The organism is Octadecabacter arcticus 238, assembly GCF_000155735.2.
Taxonomy (GTDB): domain Bacteria; phylum Pseudomonadota; class Alphaproteobacteria; order Rhodobacterales; family Rhodobacteraceae; genus Octadecabacter; species Octadecabacter arcticus.
The window spans coordinates 819,939-845,289 of sequence record NC_020908.1 but is presented as its reverse complement, the minus strand read 5'-3'; the positions used below and the strand labels follow the sequence as shown (position 1 = coordinate 845,289).

Sequence of the window (25,351 nt, the reverse complement as noted above, 5' to 3'; positions counted from 1 at the left end):
TGCTGTCAGACAAATGCGAACCAGTCTCAGTTCTTCAGCAACCTCAATCCGTTAGGCTACGCCAAGACCGCGCCACTCTGTAAGAGCGGCGGAGCGGTTCGCCGCAGATGTTCACGAACGCCTCGTCCAGGTGCCACTGCCAATTTGAATATACGCGCATCTGGCTGACCCTTTTCTCGCGGATCTCTGCGGCAAACAGCGGGCCAAATCTGTTCCACCAAAATCGAACCGTCTCATGGCTGATGTCGATGCTGCGTTCGTAAAACGGATCCCTAACGTTCCGAAGCGATAACGGGAAACGGACATAAATCATCACAGCCAGACGGATGATCTAGGGGCTGCTGTTATAGTACTTTAAGGGGAACTGCTTTCGTCATGAGCGAAGGCTATGAAACCGGCCTGCCCGCCTCAAGCAGATTCGTTCTGAAAAAGCCCACCGTCCAGCTTAAACAGGTTTCTTCTGACAGAGCCACTTAACAATATTCTATCGCGGCTTCCAACCACAAGGCTACAGCAGCGGCACGCTCATCTTCCTGCGGGGCACAGCAAATTTGGACTCCGAGAGGCATGCCCGTCTGCCCTGTGCCCGTAGGTAGATGGAAAGCTGGTCCACCCACTAGAGTCCAAACCTTGTTAAAGTGCGGGTTACCAGTGCTATTTGTATAGCATGGCGCTTCACCTACTGCGCTCAAGGTCAAAATTGCATCAAAACTTGACATTTCCAAGAGTAGTTTTACGCTCTCTTGGATTGAGACATGTCGAGCTTTAAGATAACTTTTACCATCAATTTTTGCGCCCTTAGACAAGAAGTCATGAAGAGAGATGCTCAACAGGTTGGGATGTGTGTTAAACGAGTTATTGTCAAATCTGGTGTTTGAGTATTGTTGGTCATGCGGTGATCTGGTCGGGGTTTGTGGTTTCGATTCCGTCTTTGAACGTGACGCCTGTGATGACTTTTGCGAGGTAGTCAAAGCCGCGTAGCTTCCTCCAATTTTGCTCAGCACATTGCCCCAGTTTGAACATCATGTGCAGCATGCCATCGCGTGACAGGCAGCCCTTTGAACGCTTGGTACGATGCCGGATCGTCGCGAAGGCCGATTCAATTGGATTGCTAGTGCGGATGCTTTGCCAATGCTGCGCCGGGAAGTCGAAGAATGCCATGAGTTCCTCACGATCTTTTTGCAGGCATAGTGTGGCCTTGGGGTATTTGGGTTCGTAGGTTTTGATGAACAGATCGAACGCCTTTTCTGCATCGACTTTGGTCTCGGCCTGCCAGATGTCGTGCAGCGCGGCCTTGGCTTTTGGCTGAGACAGCTTGGGTAAACAATTGAGCACGTTCATCGTTTTGTGTTGCCAACAGCGTTGATGGCGGGTCTCAGGATAGACTTCGTCCATGGCCGCCCAAAACCCCATGGCACCGTCCCCGATGGCCAGTTTGGGCGCATTCATGCCTCGGCTTTTGAGGTTAAGCAGAACCTCGCGCCAGCTCTGCGTGGACTCGCGCACCCCATCCTCAATTGCCAGAAATCGCTTCTTGCCACGGGCAGTTACCCCAATAATAACAAGGGCACAGAGCTTGTCATCCTCGCCCCGAAGGCCGCTGTGAACGCCGTCGGCCCAGATATAGACGATGGGCTCGTCATCTAACTCAGCGCCTTTCCAAGCCTCGTATTCATTGGCCCAATCGCGTTTTAAACGCGAAACCGTATTAGCCGACAAGCCAACGGCATCTGGGCCCAGAAGAACCTTGAGGGCGGGAGCCATCTCGCCGCTGGAGATCCCTTTGAGGTAAAGCCATGGCAAGGCCGCTTCCAGCGTCTTCGTGCGGCGCACATAGGGCGGCACCAGGGCAGACCGGAATGTCACCGGTGTGCCGTCCTTGGACCGAACCTTTGGAATGCGCACGCTCACAGGGCCAATGCCCGTTTGAAACGGGCGGGCCGGATGATGTCCGTTACGCACGACTGCCGCGTGACCGGCATCGGTGCGTAAGCCGGTAAATTGCGCCAAATAACTGACAAGCTCAGCCTCAACTGCTGTCGCGATCAATTGTTGTGCTCCCGTTTTCAGCAACTCCGTCAACGCGTCCGTCATCTCGTCTCGACGCGCAAAATCAACAATGTTAGTAGTTCCCATGGTGGTGTATCTCCTTTGGTTGGGCTGCTGTCTTCCAACAACAATTCAACCAGATACGCCGCCAACCTTCAAACCACTCAAACACCAGATTCAGTCATAGCTCGTGTTAAACTCATATCCCAAGGAACGCGCTCCTTCGTGGGCCATAATAGTTGTATGGGCTTGCAGTAACGCGCTCCACCCTGATCCGCCCTTAAATTCAGTTACGACAGCACCAGCACGTGCAGCTGCATTTGCTACACGCTCCAGTTCTGCCAATGCGGCGTCGTCTGCCTGATCCGCATCGGGCGTGCGCCAAAGCGCTAATTTTGGAGCTCTGATGCGCTCGGGCGTAATAAGTCCAGGCCGGTCTGCCATGACGCCCACAAACCTTGATACAGTCGCGACATCACTAGAAAATCCTCCAATCGTATCTAATGTTTCCCCAAAAATCGATAAACCACTGCGACTTATTGTTGCGAAACTTGGCTTAAAGCCCACTACGCCACAAAAAGCGGCTGGGCGAATTATAGATCCAGCCGTTTGTGTTCCAGTCGCCATGGTAACGAAATGCGCCGCAACCGATGCGGCCGACCCGCTAGACGAACCACCTGGCGTTCGGTCAAAATTGTGAGGATTGCGTGTTAGGCTAGGCGTCATGTAGGCGAATTCCGTTGTGACCGACTTGCCTATGATAAGACCACCAGCTGCTCGGATTGACGCAACCGCTGCCGAGTCGCGCTGTGCTTGGTGTTCTCCGTAGATGGCTGAACCGCATCGTGTCGGCATGCCTGCTACGTCGAAGAGATCCTTGACCGCGATTACCTCTCCTGACAATGGACCTTTGGCGCCTGTATTCTGAAGACGTTTTGCCTCGGCATACACTGTGTCATGATCAAGATGCGCGAACGCTCTTATCCGATTTTCACCGACTGCAATGCGTTCCAGTGTGGCTTTGGCGAGCTCTATCACAGACATGAGAAATATCGTTTCCTTTGTTGTGTCGCGATATCAACGCGTCACATAGCTAGTTTTGATCAAACAAGCTGTCGCGTTCCGCATTTGTGAACATCTGATTGACAACAGACATGGTTGAGTTTGTTTTCAAAATGGCCTCCGTCGTCGCTTGTATTGCCCAACCTGCACCGCGTTGGAGGTCGCCAGGATAAAGCGCAATACGGACGGCGTTCTCCGCGAGCGCATCAAGTTTGATAGCACCACCACTCGATGCATTGGCCTGATTGAAAACGAGCGGAACGCTCGGCAAAGCGGCAGCGACGGCTCCCACCTCTGAAATGTTAGTGATACCTTCGACGAAGGCCATATCGGCACCAGCTTTAACGTAAAGTTTCATACGGTGCAGCGCCGCGCCTAGTCCCTCGACGGAAACTGCGTCAGTGCGCGCAGCAATCAGCATATCATCACCAACCTTATTTTTCATGGCGTTGATTTTATCTGCCATTTCTTGCGCGGGGATTATTGTCACGCCGCTCATGTGTCCACAACGCTTAGGGAAAGTCTGGTCCTCAACATGCAACCCAGCGACACCTGCGGCATGGTAGCATCGGGCAGTCCGTGCAGCGTTCGTCGTATTGCCAAAGCCTGTATCGGCATCCGCAAAAACTGGCGCATCACAAGCCGCGATGATCTCGTCTATGCGTCCCAGCATTTCGGTCATGGTCACCAGACCCCGATCTGGATAACCGATTGCTCGCGAAATTGCTCCTCCGCTGGCGTGAAGTATTTGCGCTCCAGTGCGCTCAGCTAGACGCGCTGAAAAACCGTCAAATACACCGGGTGCCGGAAAGCAAACAGCGCCAGAAATCAGACGACGAAATAGCTTTGTATTATTTGACATATCCAACCCTTGTCGAAAGCTAAGAAAAAATTTCTTGACAAAAACTATCTTCATATACCCTAAATGTCAACATAATGAACTATATTCACATATGTGAACTATTAATGGGCTAGGCGTACTACAATGGTAAAATCAGCAAGTCGAGCGATCGACATTCTGGAATCACTAGCAGCTGATTCTCAAGGACTGTCCCATGCCAGCCTCGCGGATCGGCTCGCAATTCCACGCAGTAGTTTAACGGGCTTACTGGACGTTTTGGTCGCACGTAACTTCGTGGAGTGGGATCCAGCGACTCGGCATTACTTTGTTGGATTTGCTGCGCTTCGGCTTGGTCAATCTTATCTAGGAGGGCTTGATCTCGTTCAGTGCGCCAGGCCGTTATTGGCTCAGCTCTCTGAGGAAATTGGAGAGGCTTGTGCTCTGACGGTACGCCGTAAGAATATGATTTTGGTAGTCGCCAAGATAGATGATCCCAATCCCTACAGGCCATCGCTGTCACTGCAGCTTGGCCACACCGGCCCACTTTACGCGTCGGCTAGCGGCAAAGCGATGCTTGCCACGGAAGGCGAGTCAGCAATTGCAGCTTACCTTACTTCGATCGATACAATGCCAACTGACCCTGAGCGCAAGTTAGACGCTCAAGCGCTCAGGCAAGATCTCGAGACAGCTATGGATACAGGCTTTGGATGGAGCCGTGGTGAAATGTTCGAAAATATCATAGCTGTAGGCGTTGCGATCCGGGGAAGCTCTGAGGAGGTTATCGCAGGCATCTCGGTATCACTGCCTCAAGAGCGCAATACGCCAGAGCTTTTGATGAAAATAGAAGTGGCTCTCAAAATATGTGCACAGTCCTTGTCGGTTAAGATGGGAGCTGAGATATGAGTGAAAGAGGCTTTACTATTGTTGAAAAAATCCTTTCACGCGTGTGCAAACAGAATGTTTACGCAAGTTCTCTAGTATTTCCCGAGGCCGAACTGGTGACAATGCATGATTGGTACGCCGCCAATGCCGGTGCGGCCCTGGAGGCGTTTGGTGTCGAGCGAATGTTTGATCCTAGTCGCGTGTTGATTTCGACCGACCACGAGCCCTTGGCGGTATCGCCTGGTGCTGCAATCCGTCAGCAGCAGGTCCGTAATTTTGCTAAAAAATATAATGTAGGACACTTTCACGATGTTGGCCGCAGCGGTTTGGGACATGTGTTTCCAGTAGAGGCCGGCCTTGTAAGGCCTGGAATGTTTATTGCGGGCTACGATACTCATGTGACAAATTTTGGTGCAGTAGGGGCTTATGGAGTCGCGGTGCTGACCGAAGTGACAGAGCTTTTGGCACTGGGGTCAGTTTGGCAAACTGTTCCAGAGACGGTCCGCATTGAGCTAACCGGCCGAATGCAGAAAGGTGTGTCAATTCGCGATGTGGCGCAAAGGCTCCTTTTCACTTTAGATCCAGAACTCGTGGATGATGCGGTCATCGAATTTGGTGGTGCAGGCACGGCAGGTCTTGGGATAGATGCTCGATATACGCTCTGCAACACACCTACTGAGATTGGAGCAAGATCATCCATTGTAGAGCCTGACAAAATTGTAACGGACTACCTTGCGGAACGCTGCTCAGAGCCAGTGGATTTACTGAAAGCGGATACCGATGCACGCTACCGTGCGGTGGTTACAGTGGACCTAAGCACCTGCGAACCCCAAGTCTCTCTTCCACCACGACCAGAGAACGTAGCTGATGTGTCTACGGTAGCCGGACGCGAGATTGATCACGCATATATTGGCTCTTGTGCATCTGGCATGCTGACTGATCTTCGGGTTGCCGCTGAATTGCTACGAGGAAGGCAGGTAAACCCGCGCGTTCGTCTATTTGTGACCCCCGTGTCTCAGGAAGTTGCACGCGCTGCGGCTCAAGAGGGACTGATGGAGGTTTTCATCAAAGCTGGCGCCATTATCACCCAGGCGGGGTGTGGGGTTTGCGCTGGTGGGCGCATAGGTCCAGTAGCACCTGGGGAGGTCTCGATTGGGACTGGTACACGAAATGATCCTGGTCGTCTTGGGGCACATGATGCCACTCTATATCTGGCAAGTCCGGCAACCGTGGCAGCCTCCGCTATCACAGGTAAAATTACAGACGCACGTTTTCTCTCGGGGTTGGTACGTTGATCAAAACAGCAATGCAGATGGAAGGTCGCGCGTTCATCCTTGGGAATGACATTGCCAACGATGGGCATCTGATGGCGCTGGAGTTCGCCTTGTCGCGGGAGAGTGATCCGGAGATCTTGCGCCATCAAATTTTCAAAGGTCTGGATGAAGCGCTTGCCGACCAATTAACTCCTGGGGACCTGATAGTAACTGGACGTCGGTTCGCCCAAGGCAATCCACACATTCAAGGATTCATTGGGCTGCAAGGTGCAAGAATTGGGCTCCTGACTGAAAGTATACCTAGTTCAAGCTATCGCCTGGCGATCAACGCCGGGGTTCCCTTGCTGCCGAGTTGTCCGGGGTTGCGCGCGCAAACCACACAGGGTGATATTCTGCGAGTAGATTTCGAGACAGGCTCAGTCCTAAATGTGACGAGTGGCGAAGAGTTAAACTTCGCTCCAATACCAGTGCATGCTCGCGCCATAATTATGGCAGGAGGTTGGCCACCAATGTTCAAGGCGAGGCTGAAGCAGCAAAAACAGTCTCGTGAACGCAATCACTCCTTGGATTCAAACATCAAGTGCAACGGTTGATTTGAAGGCCGCGATTTCGTCGGCCATGGCTTCAGCGGGTGTTCTCCAACCGAGAGTTTTTCTCGGACGGTTGTTCATCAGGTTTGCAACGTCGTTCAGCCATGTTTGGCTTGCACCGTTCAGGTCAGTTCCTTTGGGCATGTACTGACGCAGCAGTCCGTTGGTGTTCTCGTTGCTGCCACGCTGCCAAGGCGCATGCGGATCGCAGAACCAGATATCGATCTTCAACCGTCTGGCGAGTTCGGGGTGGCAGGCCATTTCGGAGCCGCGGTCGTAGGTCATGCTCTTGCGCAAAGCAGCGGGTAGTCGTCTCATCTGGCGGGTGAAGCTGTCGAGCGCGGCCTCGGCCCCATTGCCGTCCATTTTGCAAAGAATGACAAAGCGTGTCTTGCGCTCGACCAAGGTCCCCACTGACGAGCGATTGAATGCGCCCTTGATGAGGTCGCCCTCCCAATGGCCTGGTACCAGTCGCGCTTCGATCTCTTCAGGGCGGTTGATAATGCGCAATGATTCCGGGACCATAGCACTGCCCGCCGCTGTCCTGCGCTTGAGCCCACGCTTAGGCTTCGCTTGACGCAACGCCTCGATCATCGCCGCCTTCAGCCCACCACGTGGCTGCGCGTAAATCGCGGCATAGATGGTCTCATGGCTCACATGGGCGGATGGATCATCAGGCTTCATGAGACGCAGTCTCTGCGCAATCTGCTCAGGCGACCAGTGCAGATGTACGAGCTTGCCATGAACGAAACGATTAAGATCGCTCCCCTCCACAAGCTTGCGCTTGCGGCGGCAGCGCGCACGCCGGGCATCATAGGCCTGCCGCGCCGCTTGCGGGCAATAGCTGCCGTCTTCCTGCCGACCTCGCGCCAGCTCACGGCAGATCGTGCTCGCCGGGCGATGCAAAAGCTGGCCGATCAACCGCTGACTGCTGCCCCTATTATGCTCGGCTAATATCACGCCACGGTCCTCGCTGCTGAGGTGCTTGCTTCGTATGTCCATCACAACATCCTATGCCCAAAGGGCTCTGAGTGTTGCATTTGAAACTTGAGCCTAAGCTCTGGACAAAAAGTTTAGGAAACGAAACGAAAACATCAACCAAAGGATACTAATACTATGATTTTGAAACATCTAAAATTTCTTTCGGTAATAGCACTCACTACAGTAGCATTACCGCTTTCGGCACAAGACTGGACGCCGGGTGATAATGTCTCGTTGCGCATGGCAGCATCACAGCCTGTACATGCAATCTACCCAATCTCAGTGGGATTCAAGGAAATAATTGAGCGAGAGGTTCCCGGTATCTCCATTGCGCTCACCGCTACACAAGGCGGATTAGAGAATGCACGGCTGCTGTCTGTTGGCGAAGTTGAATTGGCCAACGGCAATTCTCTTGCTGCCTATTCACTGCGCTATGGCAAATTTGCGGCTGATGGCGAGGATCCACAAGAACAGCTTGTTGCACTTTTTCCTAGTTATACTTGGGAAATTGGTACGATGGTCCCCGCTGATAGCGACATACAGACATTTCGTGATCTTGTCGGCAAGCGGATCGCTATGGGTCCAATTGGATCCGGTGCCGAAGCAACCGCCTCACAGACACTCACAGCAATGGGCTTAGCGGATGACGACTTTGAAAATGTGCAGCGTAGCGCTGTTGATCAAATGTTTGGCGCTCTCTCTTCTGGCATGGCCGATGCAGTCATCTGGGGCACCGCGCACCCAACCGGCCGGATATCAGAGCAAGCGGCAACTCGCGGTCTACGCTTCGTACCCTTTGCGGAAGCAGACATGGAAATGGTCACACAAGCTTATCCCTACTTTCATGCGGGTTTTTTACGAGATGATCTCTATGAGGGCCAAGAGGGCAATGCGCTCTGGACCGGTGGGGCAACTCATTTTTGGGCAACCACCTCGTTGCCTGATGATCTCGCGTACGCGATGGTCAAGGCTGTCTGGGAAAACAAAGAAGAGCTGGTTATCCGCCACGTCTCCCAAGAGTTTCTCAATGAGGAGCTTGTACGGATGCAAGCAGTATTGATGGATTTCCATCCCGGCGCCCAACGTTACTTCGTCGAAATTGGTATTCTTGAAGCTCTATGAGGTAAATTATGTCTAACACTTGCCCTCCCTCTTTAATACTTCACCAAGTAGGTGCAGAATGATTGCTCGGCGCCTTGGGCGCGCTGATGGGCTTGTGTTCCAGATTATGTCCGGCGGTTTCATCGCCGGGCAACTCTACTTTCTCTATATTGAGCCAATCAGCCCATATCTTCATTCATTAATGTTTGCATGCGTAGTGATGTCTATGGCGTTCATCGGATTTGGCTTTTCAAATCCCAAAGGGACTGGAGCACGTGATCGCGTAGTGCTAATAGACTGGGTGCTGGCAGGCCTTTCAATAATACCCTTTTTGTATGCATATTTTTACGTTGACTTCGTACAATTCTTACGACGGGGTAGTGTGCCTTCCCAAGAAGATATCACTGTCGGAATCTTGTTTCTGACGCTGTTACTTGAAGCAGGGCGACGAGTGATCGGTCCTATCCTGCCTGGGATTGCTCTCACAGCACTTCTAATCTGCGTATCTGCTAATTATCTTCCACCGGAGTGGCACATCGTACCACAATTGTCGCTCCGCCGTGTTATTGGTTCGATGTTCCAGACCGAGCTTGGCGTATTTTCGCAGCCGATACAGGTCGCAATGCGATGGATTTTTGTCTTTTTGTTATTTGGACAATGCCTTCTATTGGCGGGTGGTCGTGAGTTTTTCATGAGAGTGTCCATGGCGGCCGCAGGCGGCTTGCGCGGTGGCCCTGCCTATATGGCAGTAATCCCATCAGCATTGTTTGGATCTCTTTCTGGCTCAAACATGGCCAACGTCATGGTGACGGGGCAGTTTACTATACCATGGATTATTCGGGCTGGCTTTTCGCGTCGTCAGGCTGGAGCAATTGAGTCTGTTGCCTCAACAGCGGGCGCCCTGACACCGCCAATAATGGGTGCGGGCGCATTGATCATGGCAGAATATACAGGTGTACCCTACCTCACAATTGTCGCAGCAGCGATAATTCCCGCTCTTCTTTATTATCTTACTGTTGGTACATATCTTTTTGCTCTCACTCGCCGTCTTGGTATCGAGGTGACAGAAACACCGGAAACGGAAAGTATAGGTAGTCTTGTGTTGCAGTACTGGCCGGTGCTTGTCGGACTTGGCTGGTTGGTTTGGCGAATTACAACGCTTTACCCTTTAGAGCGTGGCGTTTTGGAGGCTTGTGCACTTCTGTGCATCGGTGGTATTGTCTCTAATCGTTCCGCTTATAATGTGCCAAACCTATTGGACCTCACCAACGGGCTAACACGTCAGACTATCGATATCGGAATTGCTTGTGCTGTTTCGGGTATCTTGGTCGGTACAATACTTATCACTGGATGGGGCATCACAATTGCTGGGGTTATATTGCAGCTTGGCAGCGCGTCTACTTTAATTGCTCTCTTTGCAACTATGGTTGTGACGATTGTGCTTGGGATGGGAACTCCTGGCGTGGCAGCTTATATTATTACGGCAGCCGTCGTCGCTGCGCCTTTGAGCCAGTTGGGCCTGCCTCTAATCGCTGTGCATATGTTTATATTTTATTTTTCCAACTTTGCTGGAATTACACCTCCTGTTGCGCTGACCGCCTTTGGGGCTGCTGGCATAGCAAAATCTGATCCCTTCAAAACAGGTTTTCTTGCAATGCTGATGGCGTTACCAACTTATTTTCTGGCTTATGCTTTCGTTCTGCGCCCAGAACTACTTTTGCTTGGGGAACCAATGGAAATTTTTGTGGCAACGGTCCCAACGGCGTTGGGGGTTATTTTATTTTCTTTGGGCACCGCTGGGGCAATCAAGCGGCCACTCAGCGGAATTGAGCGCGCTGTCTTTGTCTTGAGTGGTGTCCTCTTGATTGAGCCAGCCATTTTAACAGACATAGTTGGTGTTGCTGGCGGTATTGGAATTTATTGCATCCATAATCGGCGTCACCGGAAATTTAATCAACGCGACTTTGTTGCTTGAATATGTATTGAGAAGCACAATATGAGTCTACTGGCTGATCTTTTATCTACAATTTTTGACCGTTCATCAAAGGCTACGTTTAACACTAAATTGGACGACCGACCAATTGCAGAGCTTATTACCGACTTAATTGGTAATCGTGGCGAAGTACGGGGTATGACTTTGGCACATCAAATTCTTGACCGTTACAATGCTATGTGTAAAGTTAAGAAACGAGATTTTTTTTCGTACCTCGCAGCGGATCTAGATATTAACCCTGTTGATGTTCGTGCGGCACTTGAGGCTTACGAAACTGATCCTTCAAAGATTAATTACTGTAATTTTATGGAAGTAGCAGAACCTGCAAGGCAGGAATTGATTCGACGGCTCAATCAGGTGCCAGAGGCGACAGGCAGCCTTGTGGCAATGCGTCAAGATTTATTAGAGTTTGCGCGTACGGACGCCTCTTTGTCCGCACTTGATCTTGATTTTCGACATCTCTTCTCATCTTGGTTTAACCGGGGATTCCTTGTTTTGCGCCCAATTAACTGGGAAAGCCCTGCGCACATCCTTGAAAAAATTATCGAATATGAGGCAGTACATACCATCGATAGCTGGAGTGCATTGCGTAGGCGTATCCAACCGTCTGACAGGCGCTGTTTTGCTTTCTTCCATCCCACAATGCCGGATGAGCCGCTGATCTTTGTTGAAGTAGCATTAACCAAAGGTATCCCTGGATCAATCCAACAAATACTCGCTAAGGAGCGCGACGTGCTTGAAGAAGAGAATGCTGATACGGCTGTTTTCTACTCTATCTCTAATTGTCAAGCTGGTTTAGCTGGTATCTCGTTTGGTAATCTGTTGATTAAACAAGTGGTGGATGATCTTTCTGGTCAATTACTGAGACTCAAGACATTTGTGACGCTATCGCCAATTCCTGGTTTCACACAATGGCTCAAGGTCGAAAATTTAGAGGACGTTGCAACGGACGAACGGCTGCCATCACTTGCCGCAGCCTACCTTATTAAAGCAAAGAGACTGGACGGCTCTCCACTCGATCCTGTCGCACGATTTCACCTTGGAAATGGAGCGTTAGTTCACGCTGTTCATGCCGATGCCGACAGATCCATTAAAGGTCAAACTCAGTCACGAGGAGTTATGGCTAACTACCTTTATGATCTTCCAACTAATGACCAAAATCATGAACACTTTTCTGGGTCGTTTGTAATAGCGGCCTCATCTGATATTACAGCACTGGCTCAAGCCACTGAAACAATTGATACTTAAGGGAACGTGTTATGGCTAATCTCCTCTACGACAAGCTATTTGGGCGACATTCTGAAAAGTCGACGCCTTTTTTGCACTTGGTTAATGGTGACACAATTAGTCACGCTGAATTTCTCGCTCGCAGCTCTTGTTTTGCAAACTTGTTTATCGCAATGGGTCTAAAGCCGGGTGATCGTGTCGCAGTCCAGATTGACAAATCGCCTGATGCAGTTTCGCTTTACGCTGCCTGTGTACAGGCTGGGTTAATATTCTTACCACTTAATACTGCCTACACGTCGGACGAAGTTATCTATTTCGTTGAAAACAGCGGTGCTGCTTTATTTGTGTGCCAAGAGATACGAAATAGGGAAATGAAAGTCGTTTCTAGATCGACTGGTGCTCGACTGGAAACGTTGAATTCTGAAGGTGGTGGAAGCCTGGCTGTTTTGGCTGACGATCAATCCGACTCCTTTACCACAGTTCCTCGCAACGGTGACGATCTTGCTGCGTTACTCTATACGTCGGGCACGACTGGACGCTCTAAGGGGGCAATGTTGACACAATCTAATTTGCTGTCAAACGCCCAAACACTGTCGAAGTTTTGGCATTTTACTGCTGACGACGTTCTTTTGCATGCGCTACCAATCTTCCATACTCATGGGCTTTTTGTCGCACTCAACATTACACTTTTGGCAGGAGGATCATTAATCTTTATGCCTAAATTCGACACCGATTTTTTGATCAAAAATATGTACCGTGCGACGACGATGATGGGCGTACCTACATTTTATACCCGCCTGTTGGATGATCCGCGTTTCTCCATGCAGGTCGCACAACACATGCGCTTGTTCATATCAGGCAGTGCACCATTACTGACCGAAACCCATGTGGCTTTTGAACAGCGCACTGGTCACCGCATACTGGAACGCTATGGTATGACAGAAACTAATATGAATACGTAAAACCCTTTTGAAGGTGAGCGGCGGGCAGGAACAGTGGGCTTTCCTTTACCGGGAGTTATACTCAAAATTACCGACACTGCGACAGGAAAAACCTTGCCCAACGGTGACATTGGGCAAATCGAAGTAAGTGGGCCAAATGTGTTCAAGGGCTATTGGAAAATGCCAGAAAAGACTTCGGAAGAATTACGCGAAAACGGCTTCTTTATCACTGGTGATCTAGGTCAGATTGATGAAGATGGATATCTCAAAATCGTTGGTCGCGATAAGGACCTCATCATCGCAGGTGGTTACAATATTTACCCCAAAGAGATCGAGATGTTGATTAATGATCAGCAAGATGTCCTGGAAAGCGCCGTAATTGGGATCCCACATTCTGATCTAGGTGAATCTATAATCGCCCTGATCGTAGCCGAAAAGGGTAGAATGCCAGACCTCGAGCAGATCTCTGACAATATTGCTCAATCTCTTGCCAAGTTCAAACAACCCAGCAAATTAATAATGGTTGCACAGCTGCCACGTAACACTATGGGAAAAGTGCAAAAAAACGTTTTACGAGAGACTTATGGCACGGACTTTTAAGTCTTGGCTATCACGGTTTTTTTGCACCAAAGACGACCACCGTGCGTGGTATGTTTGGTTGCGCCAGGACGGGTGATACTCCTCGCCATAGGGCGGATCACTCACCATCGACAGCGACTTCACACTGCCAAACAGACGCCCGACCACATTAGTGGAGGGGTGCAGTCAGACGAATGCTAACCAGTCTCTACAAGAGTAATTAAGTACCCTTTACGCTGCACACAGTTGCCACCACTCAACAAAAGCGGCGGCGCGGTCCAACTTGAAATTTGATCGGTTGTAGAGATGGCGCTCTTGGTTGAAATGGTTGTGAACACAAGCGTGGACGGCGACGAATTTCTGTAAAGTTCGCATCCCCCTAAATCGAAGCATGGCGGGAGTATCCGAAACTCTGTGTATGAGGCTCAGCCCATGCAGGTTTGACGGGTCATCTGTTGAACCGTTCTGGGTATAGGATAGCGAACTGATTGCGGGCAGCAACCCATTCTCTGACGCATCTGCCAGCCTTCTCGAAACTGCGGATCGCGAGATAGATTAGCTTGGTTGCGGCATCGTCTGTTGGAAAGCCGCCGCGTGTTTTGGTGGTTTTGCGGATCACGCGGTTCAGGCTTTCGATAGCATTCGTTGTGTAGATGATTTTGCGCACGGCTCGTAAGAAAGCAAAGAACGGGATCACTTCTTGCCATGCGCGCCGCCAGCTCGGGCCGATGAAGGGGTATTTCTGGCCCCATTCCGCCTCAAAGTCCGCCAGGGCTTTTTCGGCCTCAACGTCATCGGTGGCCTAATAAATCCACTTCAGGTCCTTGGCGAAGTTCTTGCGATCCTTCCAGCCGCAGAAGTCCCCCATCTTGACTTTGGTCATCTAGATGATTGTATATAGTGCTCGCTTGGAATAATTGACGATGAAGTGGTTCGAAAATGTGTGCTGCCAAGAAACACGCGACAGCGACAAGGCCCGGTAGGATTAAACTGGCGGATGTAGCGGCGGCATCAGGTGTCCATTATTCCACGGTTTCGCGCGTCTTGCGGCCTGGATCAAAGGGCCGAATATCTGATGTGGTGGCTGAACACGTCCGGACAGTAGCGCAGGAGCTTGGGTATCAGCCAAACACAATCGCGGCGAGCATGCGCACGAAGTCCACGCGGTCAATCGGCTTGATTGTTCACGACATGAGTGACCCGGTTTATCCACCAATCCTGAATGCCATCGAAGCGGTTCTTTCGCCTGAAGGCTTCGTTGTTCTGGTAGGAAACACTGGCTATGACATTGAAGTCGAAATGAATATCATCAACAAAATGGCGTCGCGGCTTGTTGATGGTATTTTTGTTGCAACAACGCGATTGGAAGATCCGATCGTTGCAAGATGCCAAGATTTAGGCATACCACTGGTGTCTGTTCTTCGACAGACGCAGACTGAGGAAACACCAGCAGTCGTCAACGACTGTCTTGGTGGGATGCAGACCCTTACCCGACAGGTGCTCACTTCGGGCCATAGGGATATTGCGGTCATCCTTGCGCCACAAAACCTGTCGACAGCTAGGGAACGATGGTGGGGAATTCGACACACCCTGACTGAGCACGGGATTGTATTACCAGACCACAGAATCGCCTTTGTAGAGCGTATGTCAGCTGACGAAGGCCTCGAAGCGACAAAAGCACTTCTGACTGCGGATGACCAATTACCGGACGCAATCATTTGTGTGAATGACCTTGTTGCAATAGGCGCAATCAGAGCATGCCGAGAGGAAGGGTTGAAAATTCCTGGGGATATCTCAATTTCTGGCTATAACGACATTCCCTTGGTCGATATGATTGATCCGCCGCTTACGACAGTGCGAATGCGATTGGACAAAATAGGCAAGGCTGCTGGCGAGCTGATGCTCGCACACCTAGGATCACCGAAGCTCCCAGCTCAGACGATACGGATTGATGCAGAACTTGTCTTGCGCAAATCTCTGCAACATTTGAAACGTTGAAGGACGGGTGGGGTACTATCAGAGAAAAGCGAACCAGTCTCATTTTTCCAGCAACCTCAATTCGTTAGGCTACGCCAAGACCGCGCCACTCGGTAAGAGCGGCGGCACGGTTCAGCTTGAAATTTGATCGGCTGTAAAAGTGGCGCTCTTGGTTGAAATGGTTGTGAACAGAAGCGTGGACGGCGACGAACTTTTGCAAACTTCGCATCAGCCTAAATCACGCCGTAGGAACGGAGGCTACGCGGTCAGCGAAATAGCTGAACGGCTGGGGATAAGTACGAAGTCACTGTACACGTGGAAGGCTCAGTTTTCGAAGCCACCGCATGTAAGAGCTGAAGTTTTGGACCAGGCTGCAGAGATCAAACGATTGAAGCGCGAACTTGCCAGGGTGACCGAGGAACGACGCGTCGCAACAGAGCTATGACTGAATCTGGTGTTTGAGTGGTTTGAAGGTTGGCGGCGTATCTGGTTGAATTGTTGTTGGAAGACAGCAGCCCAACCAAAGGAGATACACCACCATGGGAACTACTAACATTGTTGATTTTGCGCGTCGAGACGAGATGACGGACGCGTTGACGGAGTTGCTGAAAACGGGAGCACAACAATTGATCGCGACAGCAGTTGAGGCTGAGCTTGTCAGTTATTTGGCGCAATTTACCGGCTTACGCACCGATGCCGGTCACGCGGCAGTCGTGCGTAACGGACATCATCCGGCCCGCCCGTTTCAAACGGGCATTGGCCCTGTGAGCGTGCGCATTCCAAAGGTTCGGTCCAAGGACGGCACACCGGTGACATTCCGGTCTGCCCTGGTGCCGCCCTATGTGCGCCGCACGAAGACGCTGGAAGCGGCCTTGCCATGGCTTTACCTCAAAGGGATCTCCAGCGGCGAGATGGCTCCCGCCCTCAAGGTTCTTCTGGGCCCAGATGCCGTTGGCTTGTCGGCTAATACGGTTTCGCGTTTAAAACGCGATTGGGCCAATGAATACGAGGCTTGGAAAGGCGCTGAGTTAGATGACGAGCCCATCGTCTATATCTGGGCCGACGGCGTTCACAGCGGCCTTCGGGGCGAGGATGACAAGCTCTGTGCCCTTGTTATTATTGGGGTAACTGCCCGTGGCAAGAAGCGATTTCTGGCAATTGAGGATGGGGTGCGCGAGTCCACGCAGAGCTGGCGCGAGGTTCTGCTTAACCTCAAAAGCCGAGGCATGAATGCGCCCAAACTGACCATCGGGGACGGTGCCATGGGGTTTTGGGCGGCCATGGACGAAGTCTATCCTGAGACCCGCCATCAACGCTGTTGGCAACACAAAACGATGAACGTGCTCAATTGTTTACCCAAGCTGTCTCAGCCAAAAGCCAAGGCCGCGCTGCACGACATCTGGCAGGCCGAGACCAAAGTCGATGCAGAAAAGGCGTTCGATCTGTTCATCAAAACCTACGAACCCAAATACCCCAAGGCCACACTATGCCTGCAAAAAGATCGTGAGGAACTCATGGCATTCTTCGACTTCCCGGCGCAGCATTGGCAAAGCATCCGCACTAGCAATCCAATTGAATCGGCCTTCGCGACGATCCGGCATCGTACCAAGCGTTCAAAGGGCTGCCTGTCACGCGATGGCATGCTGCACATGATGTTCAAACTGGGGCAATGTGCTGAGCAAAATTGGAGGAAGCTACGCGGCTTTGACTACCTCGCAAAAGTCATCACAGGCGTCACGTTCAAAGACGGAATCGAAACCACAAACCCCGACCAGATCACCGCATGACCAACAATACTCAAACACCAGATTTGACAATAACTCGTCGCAACACGCTATGACAGAAGCCCAACGGTCTTCCTCTCCGCCATCATGCTCGCCGCAACCGTTATATTTTGGTTATGAGTCCTGAGCCTAGGATGTAATTCACCGTCTCGGGCTTCCATTCAAATCGGCGAATAAATTAAAACACATCAATCGCTGCACGAAATATAGATAAATGCCGCTGGGCAATGTCAGTGTCAGACGGGCTATAGCCGCCGCCTATGACGGTCGCGATCGGAATATTACAATTCTTAAAGTGTTCTAAAACAATGCAATCGCGTTTGAAGATACCCTCTAGCGTCAAATCTAAATTCCCTAATTGATCACCCAAGAACACATCAACGCCCGCATCGTATAAGACGAGCTGGGGTGTAAAGTCTCTGGAGATGTCAGCGAGAGTGCGGTGCAGCTGATCAAGATATGCATTGTCTTCCAAGTGGCTATCGAGCGGTACGTCACGAGTGCCTTGACGTTTTTGAAATGGAAAGTTTTGCTCGCAGTGCAACGAGCAGGTATAGATACCCCGCTTTCCATGGCATATGTCTATCGTTCCATCGCCCTGGTGTACGTCCAAGTCTAAGATCAGAACAGTCTCAACCATGCCATGTTCGATCAGGTTTAGAGCAGTAAATGCCAAATCATTGAATACACAAAACCCTGATCCATGGGAATAATGTGCATGATGTGTGCCCCCAGCAGCATGGCACGCAACGCCTGTTTGTAAAGCCTTCAGGGCCGTTTTGTAAGTTCCGTTTAAGGCAAGGAAACTACGCTTAATCAACTGAGTATTTATAGGCAAATTGATTTGTCGAACTTCCTCTCGCAATAGCGCCCCTGTTGCCACGCGTTGCACGTAGTCATTCGCATGTGCACGTTTAATATCTTCATAACGCACCGGAGAGGAGTGTATGAAATCCAGTTGCTTAGAGAAGTCACTACGTTGAAGATGATTCACTAGCTTAGAGAACTTTGTCCCATTAAAACGATGTGTTGGCGGTACGTGAAAATCGTAAGCATCGTTATAAACTACTGGAATTTGAGACACGACGTGGCCTTAAGTGAGCTTGTTGGGAGTACGGCGATCGTTTGACGTGTTCATTCCCACCGGTGAGGTCAATTTGCATTGGAGGGGAAGCCAATACAAGTCTTCTTAATACCTAACTGTCACATCCCATAAGGTAGTAAGGGTTTTTCTTAAACAGCTTTGGTTTGAGTTTGTGCCAGTCTTTCATGGCCTGCGAGGGCGTTTTTCTCTTTAGAACAGACTGCGGGAGTTGTTGATTATAGAGCAAGACATAACGGTGCATCCCTTTGGATCCCCCCTCTGATGCTCCTATGTTTGTCAATGCGTAGATTTTGCGCCGTTTGGCACACAAAGTTGGCGATATATCTCGCGGATAATATAACGTTTCAAGCACCGCTTGATCTCGCTTTTGCTTTTGCCTTGGGCTGTGCGTTTGATTACATATGCCTTGGTTGCTTCGTGACCCCGCATTCGGGTGACAGCAACGATGTAGAGGGCGGCATTGGCTTTTCGGTTCCCGCCGCGATTCAAGCGCATTCGGTTAGTTTTTCCGCTCGAAGCCGGGATTGGACAAACTCCGCATAGTTTAGCCAGAGCTGCCTCGGATTTGATCCGCTCAGGGTTGTCGCCGACGAGGATCAGCATTTCCGCCGCGGTCATTGTCGAGATGCCATGGGAATTCATCAGGCCTGGGGCCTTTTCTCTGACCAAACGTTCAAGCTCTTGCCCGTGAACGTGGATTTCCTCGTGCAAGTTCAGCCATCTGCGTGCAATCGCACGCATGGCTGCCTTGGCAGAAGCCGTTGGTGATGTGATTTTTCCCGGCCTAAGTGCTGCTATGTGGCGGATCAGGCTAATCGGGCCCTTGATTTGATCAAGCATACCGCGCAGCTCTGCAGGCGCATTGATAATGAGCGCTTTCAAGGTGATCATCGCTTGCGACCTGGACTTCACCGCACTGTCGCGTGCCATCTTGATGTGCCGGATCATTTCGCATGCGCCGATTTGCGTCTTGGCTAGGGCCGTGGCTTGGCCATTCAGCACCGACCTAGCCGCGCTTTCTGCATCGAGACTGTCGGATTTACCATGAAGATAGCGTAGCTGGCGATTAGGCCGCATGACGTCCAGCACCGTATGGCCCTTAGCTAACAAATCGCGAGACAGGGCAGCGCCATAAGAGCCAGTACCCTCAATGCCAAAGGCTTTTATGCTTCCGAACTTGCTCCCCCATACTTCCAAGTCCAGATATCCTTGGCAAGTCGTTGGGATTGTCAGGCCACCCAAACGGGCACCTTGAGTATTCATCGCGACTGCAATGTGGTTAGATTTATGCGTATCAACGCCGATGATAACTTGGTCCATGGATACCCTTTCACTGGAATGGCCCGAGCACCGATCGAAGAGGACAGGACTGTGATGGTACAAGACCGTCAGGCTCCTATGAGGTCACATCTCGCCCGCTGCCAGGGTAACTTGATGGTCGACACGTCACAGGGAAGACACGTGGTCATTCAGGGAATGGGTCAGGCCATCAAGTTACAATAGTATACTCACAGTCAGGGATGTTGTCCGCTGCTCTATTTTTCTCTAATTTTCAGGTGGGCGGATTAGGACAACTTAGGCTCAAGTTTCAAATGCAACACTCAGAGCCCTTTGGGCATAGGATGTTGTGATGGACATACGAAGCAAGCACCTCAGCAGCGAGGACCGTGGCGTGATATTAGCCGAGCATAATAGGGGCAGCAGTCAGCGGTTGATCGGCCAGCTTTTGCATCGCCCGGCGAGCACGATCTGCCGTGAGCTGGCGCGAGGTCGGCAGGAAGACGGCAGCTATTGCCCGCAAGCGGCGCGGCAGGCCTATGATGCCCGGCGTGCGCGCTGCCTCCGCAAGCGCAAGCTTGTGGAGGGGAGCGATCTTAATCGTTTCGTTCATGGCAAGCTCGTACATCTGCACTGGTCGCCTGAGCAGATTGCGCAGAGACTGCGTCTCATGAAGCCTGATGATCCATCCGCCCATGTGAGCCATGAGACCATCTATGCCGCGATTTACGCGCAGCCACGTGGTGGGCTGAAGGCGGCGATGATCGAGGCGTTGCGTCAAGCGAAGCCTAAGCGTGGGCTCAAGCGCAGGACAGCGGCGGGCAGTGCTATGGTCCCGGAATCATTGCGCATTATCAACCGCCCTGAAGAGATCGAAGCGCGACTGGTACCAGGCCATTGGGAGGGCGACCTCATCAAGGGCGCATTCAATCGCTCGTCAGTGGGGACCTTGGTCGAGCGCAAGACACGCTTTGTCATTCTTTGCAAAATGGACGGCAATGGGGCCGAGGCCGCGCTCGACAGCTTCACCCGCCAGATGAGACGACTACCCGCTGCTTTGCGCAAGAGCATGACCTACGACCGCGGCTCCGAAATGGCCTGCCACCCCGAACTCGCCAGACGGTTGAAGATCGATATCTGGTTCTGCGATCCGCATGCGCCTTGGCAGCGTGGCAGCAACGAGAACACCAACGGACTGCTGCGTCAGTACATGCCCAAAGGAACTGACCTGAACGGTGCAAGCCAAACATGGCTGAACGACGTTGCAAACCTGATGAACAACCGTCCGAGAAAAACTCTCGGTTGGAGAACACCCGCTGAAGCCATGGCCGACGAAATCGCGGCCTTCAAATCAACCGTTGCACTTGATGTTTGAATCCAAGTATTCAGTGCCCAAGGGGGGGTAAACTTTATGGTGGCGATGGCGACGATACACTCGGGACTTACAATGGTTACGAAGAAGTAAGAAACTTCTCGTTTAAAAAAGAGGTATCTCTTTTTAATACTGACGTTAGAACCCTTCTGGACGGCGGAAATGGCGATGACCTGTTTATTGCAGGCGATTCCCAAGAAACTTTCATTGGTGGCGCGGGTATTGATCGGCTCTCATACAGGGCGAAGACCGATCTTGGTCGGGACGGCGTCCTTACGGACGTCAGTCAAGAAGGCGTTGTCATCGATCTGGAGGCGGGAACAGGCAACTTTGGTTTTGCTAAGGGCGATGTCATCAGCGGTATAGAAAACATAACTGGTTCTGAGAATAGCGACGACATTTCTGGCGATGTTAATTCTAACTGGCTGACAGGGCTAGGTGGCGACGATACGATTGCAGGTGCCGCTGGGGACGACATCATTCAAGGAGACGCCGGTTCCGATCGGTTGTATGGGGGACAAGGCCAGGATGCTTTATCGGGTGGTCTTGGCAATGATACGCTTGAGGGTGGTTCCGGCAATGACAATCTGAATGGCGGAGAAGGCGACGATATCCTTATGGGGGGGGAGCGGGGCAGATATCCTCATTGCAAGCACGGGTCTTGACCAACTTGACGGTGGCCTGGATTTTGACATCGCTGTTTTCGACGGCCGCAGTACTGAATTTGTGATTGATACGTCGGGCGAGTCCATTGTGGTCCGTCGAGGCGATGACAACGCAACGGTAATTAACGTTGAAAGGCTTCAGTTTGATGATGGCTACTTAGAAAATGACCTGATTATTAATCACGCTCCAGCTACCGGTAATCCGCTGATCAAAGGTTGGGTTGTTATTGGTGAAAAACTGATCGTTGATACGGCAAATGTCATTGACGTGGATGGCATAGATGAGACAACTATAAGCTGGCAATGGCGTCGCGACGGTAGCGCAATCGACGGTGCCAATGACGATGAATACATTCTCACTCCCGCTGATGTTGACGCACAAATAGATGTTCAACTAACGTTCAAAAACCAATTTGGTGATACATCGAATGCCTTGAGCCAGAGCGTTGCGGTCCCACTCTCAGGAGGTGTTGCGATCACCGGCACTCCGATCGAAGGAGGCGTGCTGACTGCTGTTTCGATCCTCGCATACGAAAACGGTATCGGCAAGTTGTCGTACCAATGGTCACGTGACGGCAACGATATCGACGGCGCAACCAGCGCAAATTACAGCGTGACGCCGACAGATGTCGGCGGGCGGATATCGGTGACGGTAAGCTACACTGACGACGGCGGTGCATCAGAATCCGCCATCAGCGCGCAGACCGCAGCGGTGGGCAGTGAGAACGACGCGCCCACCGTTCGGGTCTGGATCGACGGGTTTGCCGCTCAAGGAAAAACTTTAACAGCATCTTCCAGCGTTGAGGACATCGACGGGATCGGGACGCTGTCCTACCAATGGCAGCGGGATGGCAGCCAGATTTTGGGTGCGACCGCCGCGACGTATACACTTAAGGCGTCGGATGTCGGCACACGTATCACTGCTGTCGCGTCCTACATCGACGGCAAAGGCACGCCAGAAAGCGTCACCTCTGCGGCGTCGGATGTCGTTGTTACAGAAGTGCCGGGCATTACTGTAGCGGGTGTCAGGTCCAGCGATAGCATTGATGGCGGCCAAGGGGCTGACAATCTGTCGGGCGGCGGTGGCAACGACACGCTGTATGGCTTGGGTGGCGACGATCAATTGAACGGTGGCCTTGGCTTTGATGACATGTATGGCGGGTCTGGCAACGACGTGATGATCGGCCTCAACGGCTTTGATACCTTGTACGGCGGCAGCGGTGACGACAACCTGAAGGGCAATGCGGGCAACGACACGTTGTTTGGCGGCGACGGCGCAGATATCCTGAACGGTGGTCAGGGCGCGGATGTGATGCACGGCGACGGAGACAACGACACAATCATCGGGCTGGGTGGCGCAGACATTTTGTATGGCGGGACCGGCGACGACAATCTGAGCGGCAACGCTGCGAACGATACCGTCTATGGTGACGGCGGCAATGACGTTATCCAGGGCGGTCAGGGCGCGGATGATCTGTTCGGCGGCGACGGTGACGATGTTATTTCGGGGGCCGACGGGTTTGATACGTTGTTTGGCGGGATCGGTGATGACGAACTGAACGGCAACGCGGGCAATGATTTTATCAATGGCGGGTTGGGCGACGATTTGCTGCGCGGTGGAACTGGGGCGGATACGTTCGAATGAGATCTGGCGGGTGTATCCCACCAGTCGGGGAGATTACGGAAAAAACCGAGGATGATTGGCAGTCAAAAACACACCCAATCTATCTCATCGACTCGCCGCACTGCCAACCACTGTCCGACAGGCGATGCTCGCATCGCCGAGAGGGGGCCCAGATATCCGCACGTTGCTCAACCAAATAGTAAATCCTGCGATGACACTTCATGACAAACACTCCATCTCTTCCTAAAGATTAAAGTGTTGCGTCGAACGGTTGAGGCCAGCGGACAAAGCGCTATTTCACAACAAGAGAGTTAATGGCTGCTTTATGCATTCATCGACGGCAATGTACGCATTTTCTGTCTATTTTTCAAAGACTAGACCACTACCAGTATATTACGGCCGCCTGATGCTAGATTTTGGAACTGCGACTTTACACCGGCCGAAATTTTATTTCCCTCCACGCAAATCATTCTGAGGTTGGGCGCGGTCCGAGCCCATTCCAAGATCGCGTGGGCCCCTGCATCACCAATGGAGCAACCGACCAGTCCCAACTCCATCATGGTTTCTGGAAAAGCTTCAGCCAGTGCGGTGGCACCACCGTCTCCCAAATCGAGGTTATAGCTTGCGCTAAAAGAACTCAAGAAAAGCGCATTGCCAGCGTCGGCATGCATCATACCATTTGCCAAAACCCTTGCATCGGCTACGTTCAATCCTGCACGCCGAAGATGCAGATCAAATTCCGCCAGTGTACCAGTTGATGCCGCCAATTTATCAGCAGCATCCAGACAGACGGGCTTTCCAATCGATCTCAGGGCCCTGATCAGTTCGGTTGGGGGCATCTCAGCACTTTCATTTCCTTCGGCTTGGGCAGTCTTGGAAAAGCCCGTCGCGGAGGCCACCAGACCACTCACCCCCGCCAAGGCAGATATCATCATTGTGCGTCGGGACGTTCGCTGCCGCTCAAAATGCGTGCTTGGCATTGTTAGACCCCTTCGACAAAACTGCTTAAAAATTGCAATATCACGGAAAGGCAATACCCGTCACGTCCTGCCCAACATCCCACAGCCGTTTCGCGACGGCGGTATCCAATGCAGAGGCATCGATCTCACCAATAGCTGGGAAACCGCCCAATTCGCCTGGCCCATCGGGCCCATAGTAATCCCCTTGAGCGACATGAGGGCCCGTCGCGGCCAACAACGTCGACAAGGTCCCCTGCCAAGCATCCATGAATGTCATTTTTGCCAATATTTTCGTATCAACGTGCCGCTGCAATTCGGTTTTCGTGAACCCAGGATGACAGCCAACAGAGAGAACAGCCGCCCCTTTTGCATCAATGCGGCGACCAAGTTCCAAGGTGAACAGAAGGTCTGCCAATTTGCTTTGGTAGTACTCACGTTTCTGGTCGTAAGGCTTTTCCAGCCGTAAGTTGTCAAAGTCGATCTGCGCCCCTCTGTGCGCAATACTGCTCAGCGTCACCACGCGTGAACCGGTGGTGGATTGCAACCGGTCAAAGAGCAGTCCGGTTAACGCAAAGTGACCCAAAAAGTTAACCCCGAACTGGCTCTCGAAACCGTCTTCGGTTTTGCCCTCAGGTGGCATCATGACGCCTGCGTTATTGATCAGGATATCAAGCTTTGAGTGGTCCATAACAAACTGGGCTGCGTACTGTCTCACCGACTCCAAACTTGCCAGATCGACAATTCCAGCCTCGACGTGTCCATCTATCCCCTCAGCTACGATGCTCTTGATTGCTTGGTCGATCTTGTCTGGGTTGCGACCTGCAATAACGACATGCGCACCGGCTTTCGCCAGAGCCAAGGCAGCATAGTAACCTATTCCAGAATTCCCCCCTGTGATCAGGATTGTCTTGCCTTTTTGACTTGAGAGATTTTGGTCAATCCAATGCTGAAATTCTGCGATCATTTGGGAAGCTTTCTACATTGGGGTTTGCGGAGCTATGACTGAATCTGGTGTTTGAGTGGTTTGAAGGTTGGCGGCGTATCTGGTTGAATTGTTGTTGGAAGAC

General features: G+C 51.6%; 19 protein-coding genes and 9 pseudogenes. 14 read left to right on the top strand and 14 right to left on the bottom strand.

Annotated features, from left to right (window positions below; genetic code table 11):
• Positions 1-97: 97 nt before the first annotated feature.
• From OA238_RS33505 to OA238_RS04385, 4 genes and pseudogenes are all read right to left on the bottom strand, one after another.
• Positions 98-331: pseudogene (locus OA238_RS33505) on the bottom strand (IS6 family transposase); the annotation flags it as partial.
• A 557-nt stretch (positions 332-888) separates the two neighbouring features.
• Positions 889-2,136, bottom strand: coding sequence for an IS256-like element ISOan6 family transposase (locus OA238_RS04395; RefSeq protein WP_015494114.1), 1,248 nt, complete (start codon positions 2,134-2,136; stop codon positions 889-891).
• A 90-nt stretch (positions 2,137-2,226) separates the two neighbouring features.
• Positions 2,227-3,093, bottom strand: coding sequence for an amidase family protein (locus OA238_RS04390; RefSeq protein WP_015494247.1), 867 nt, complete (start codon positions 3,091-3,093; stop codon positions 2,227-2,229).
• Between the two features lie 49 nt (positions 3,094-3,142).
• Complete coding sequence (locus OA238_RS04385; RefSeq protein WP_015494246.1) at positions 3,143-3,973, bottom strand: isocitrate lyase/PEP mutase family protein; 831 nt, start codon at positions 3,971-3,973, stop codon at positions 3,143-3,145.
• Positions 3,974-4,096: 123 nt separating this feature from the next.
• Between OA238_RS04385 and OA238_RS04380 the strand changes: the two genes are divergently transcribed.
• Genes OA238_RS04380 through OA238_RS04370 form a run of 3 tightly spaced genes read left to right on the top strand, consistent with a single transcriptional unit; the run spans position 4,097 to position 6,701 of the window.
• Positions 4,097-4,855, top strand: a complete 759-nt coding sequence (locus OA238_RS04380) for an IclR family transcriptional regulator (protein WP_015494245.1) — start codon at positions 4,097-4,099, stop codon at positions 4,853-4,855.
• Positions 4,852-6,129, top strand: a complete 1,278-nt coding sequence (locus tag OA238_RS04375) for a 3-isopropylmalate dehydratase large subunit (RefSeq protein ID WP_015494244.1) — start codon at positions 4,852-4,854, stop codon at positions 6,127-6,129. Before OA238_RS04380 ends, OA238_RS04375 begins: the two co-directional genes overlap by 4 nt.
• On the top strand, positions 6,126-6,701 hold the full coding sequence (locus OA238_RS04370; protein ID WP_187293145.1) for a 3-isopropylmalate dehydratase small subunit: 576 nt from the start codon (positions 6,126-6,128) through the stop codon (positions 6,699-6,701). The genes OA238_RS04375 and OA238_RS04370 overlap by 4 nt, the downstream gene beginning before the upstream one ends.
• Here the strand turns inward: OA238_RS04370 and OA238_RS04365 are convergent.
• Entirely contained in the window at positions 6,678-7,700 is a 1,023-nt protein-coding gene (locus OA238_RS04365) for an IS30 family transposase (RefSeq protein ID WP_015494242.1), read from the bottom strand. The two genes, OA238_RS04370 and OA238_RS04365, sit on opposite strands and share 24 nt — an antisense overlap.
• A gap of 114 nt (positions 7,701-7,814) precedes the next feature.
• Between OA238_RS04365 and OA238_RS04360 the strand changes: the two genes are divergently transcribed.
• From OA238_RS04360 to OA238_RS04345, 4 genes and pseudogenes are all read left to right on the top strand, one after another.
• Positions 7,815-8,801: a TAXI family TRAP transporter solute-binding subunit gene (locus OA238_RS04360; RefSeq protein WP_015494241.1), complete on the top strand. Its 987-nt coding sequence runs from the start codon at positions 7,815-7,817 to the stop codon at positions 8,799-8,801.
• 94 nt (positions 8,802-8,895) lie between these two features.
• Complete coding sequence (locus OA238_RS04355; protein ID WP_245581441.1) at positions 8,896-10,755, top strand: TRAP transporter permease; 1,860 nt, start codon at positions 8,896-8,898, stop codon at positions 10,753-10,755.
• Positions 10,756-10,776: 21 nt separating this feature from the next.
• Entirely contained in the window at positions 10,777-12,021 is a 1,245-nt protein-coding gene (locus tag OA238_RS04350) for a malonyl-CoA decarboxylase (RefSeq protein ID WP_015494239.1), read from the top strand.
• A gap of 11 nt (positions 12,022-12,032) precedes the next feature.
• Positions 12,033-13,541, top strand: a pseudogene (locus OA238_RS04345) (malonate--CoA ligase).
• A gap of 210 nt (positions 13,542-13,751) precedes the next feature.
• Here the strand turns inward: OA238_RS04345 and OA238_RS33500 are convergent.
• Both OA238_RS33500 and OA238_RS29680 read right to left on the bottom strand, forming a co-directional pair.
• Positions 13,752-13,916 (bottom strand): annotated as a pseudogene (locus OA238_RS33500) (IS6 family transposase); the annotation flags it as partial.
• Between the two features lie 52 nt (positions 13,917-13,968).
• Positions 13,969-14,382, bottom strand: a pseudogene (locus OA238_RS29680) (transposase); the annotation flags it as partial.
• A gap of 77 nt (positions 14,383-14,459) precedes the next feature.
• Between OA238_RS29680 and OA238_RS04335 the strand changes: the two are divergent.
• Entirely contained in the window at positions 14,460-15,518 is a 1,059-nt protein-coding gene (locus OA238_RS04335; RefSeq protein WP_015494238.1) for a LacI family DNA-binding transcriptional regulator, read from the top strand.
• Positions 15,519-15,582: 64 nt separating this feature from the next.
• Here the strand turns inward: OA238_RS04335 and OA238_RS33495 are convergent.
• A pseudogene (locus tag OA238_RS33495) lies at positions 15,583-15,735 on the bottom strand (IS6 family transposase); the annotation flags it as partial.
• A gap of 18 nt (positions 15,736-15,753) precedes the next feature.
• Here OA238_RS33495 and OA238_RS33490 point away from each other — a divergent pair.
• From OA238_RS33490 to OA238_RS31410, 3 genes and pseudogenes are all read left to right on the top strand, one after another.
• Positions 15,754-15,927, top strand: a pseudogene (locus OA238_RS33490) (transposase); the annotation flags it as partial.
• Positions 15,928-16,036: 109 nt separating this feature from the next.
• On the top strand, positions 16,037-17,284 hold the full coding sequence (locus OA238_RS04325) for an IS256-like element ISOan6 family transposase (RefSeq protein ID WP_015493820.1): 1,248 nt from the start codon (positions 16,037-16,039) through the stop codon (positions 17,282-17,284).
• A 36-nt stretch (positions 17,285-17,320) separates the two neighbouring features.
• Positions 17,321-17,401 (top strand): annotated as a pseudogene (locus tag OA238_RS31410) (IS5/IS1182 family transposase); the annotation flags it as partial.
• Positions 17,402-17,459: 58 nt separating this feature from the next.
• On the opposite strand, the gene OA238_RS29675 reads toward OA238_RS31410, so the two are convergent.
• The 3 genes and pseudogenes from OA238_RS29675 to OA238_RS04310 all read right to left on the bottom strand — a co-directional run bounded on the left by OA238_RS29675 (position 17,460) and on the right by OA238_RS04310 (position 19,706).
• On the bottom strand, positions 17,460-18,365 hold the full coding sequence (locus OA238_RS29675; RefSeq protein ID WP_015494236.1) for a histone deacetylase family protein: 906 nt from the start codon (positions 18,363-18,365) through the stop codon (positions 17,460-17,462).
• Positions 18,366-18,477: 112 nt separating this feature from the next.
• A pseudogene (locus tag OA238_RS33485) lies at positions 18,478-18,627 on the bottom strand (IS481 family transposase); the annotation flags it as partial.
• Between the two features lie 35 nt (positions 18,628-18,662).
• The gene (locus tag OA238_RS04310) at positions 18,663-19,706 is read right to left on the bottom strand and encodes an IS110 family transposase (RefSeq protein ID WP_015494235.1); all 1,044 of its coding nucleotides are present in this window, start codon (positions 19,704-19,706) and stop codon (positions 18,663-18,665) included.
• 310 nt (positions 19,707-20,016) lie between these two features.
• Between OA238_RS04310 and OA238_RS04305 the strand changes: the two genes are divergently transcribed.
• From OA238_RS04305 to OA238_RS28600, 3 genes are read left to right on the top strand one after another with little or no spacing between them, the layout of a single operon-like run.
• Complete coding sequence (locus tag OA238_RS04305; RefSeq protein ID WP_015494234.1) at positions 20,017-21,039, top strand: IS30 family transposase; 1,023 nt, start codon at positions 20,017-20,019, stop codon at positions 21,037-21,039.
• On the top strand, positions 21,036-21,701 hold the full coding sequence (locus OA238_RS04300; protein WP_015494233.1) for a calcium-binding protein: 666 nt from the start codon (positions 21,036-21,038) through the stop codon (positions 21,699-21,701). Before OA238_RS04305 ends, OA238_RS04300 begins: the two co-directional genes overlap by 4 nt.
• Positions 21,628-23,346, top strand: coding sequence for a calcium-binding protein (locus OA238_RS28600; protein WP_015494232.1), 1,719 nt, complete (start codon positions 21,628-21,630; stop codon positions 23,344-23,346). The genes OA238_RS04300 and OA238_RS28600 overlap by 74 nt, the downstream gene beginning before the upstream one ends.
• Position 23,347: 1 nt before the next feature.
• On the opposite strand, the pseudogene OA238_RS34920 reads toward OA238_RS28600, so the two are convergent.
• The 3 genes and pseudogenes from OA238_RS34920 to OA238_RS04285 form a co-directional block, all read right to left on the bottom strand.
• Positions 23,348-23,548: pseudogene (locus tag OA238_RS34920) on the bottom strand (hypothetical protein); the annotation flags it as partial.
• A 151-nt stretch (positions 23,549-23,699) separates the two neighbouring features.
• Positions 23,700-24,236: a hypothetical protein gene (locus tag OA238_RS04290; protein ID WP_144055827.1), complete on the bottom strand. Its 537-nt coding sequence runs from the start codon at positions 24,234-24,236 to the stop codon at positions 23,700-23,702.
• Positions 24,237-24,345: 109 nt separating this feature from the next.
• Positions 24,346-25,248 (bottom strand): oxidoreductase, encoded by a 903-nt coding sequence (locus OA238_RS04285; RefSeq protein ID WP_015494230.1) that lies wholly within the window; start codon positions 25,246-25,248, stop codon positions 24,346-24,348.
• Between the last annotated feature and the right edge of the window lie 103 nt (positions 25,249-25,351).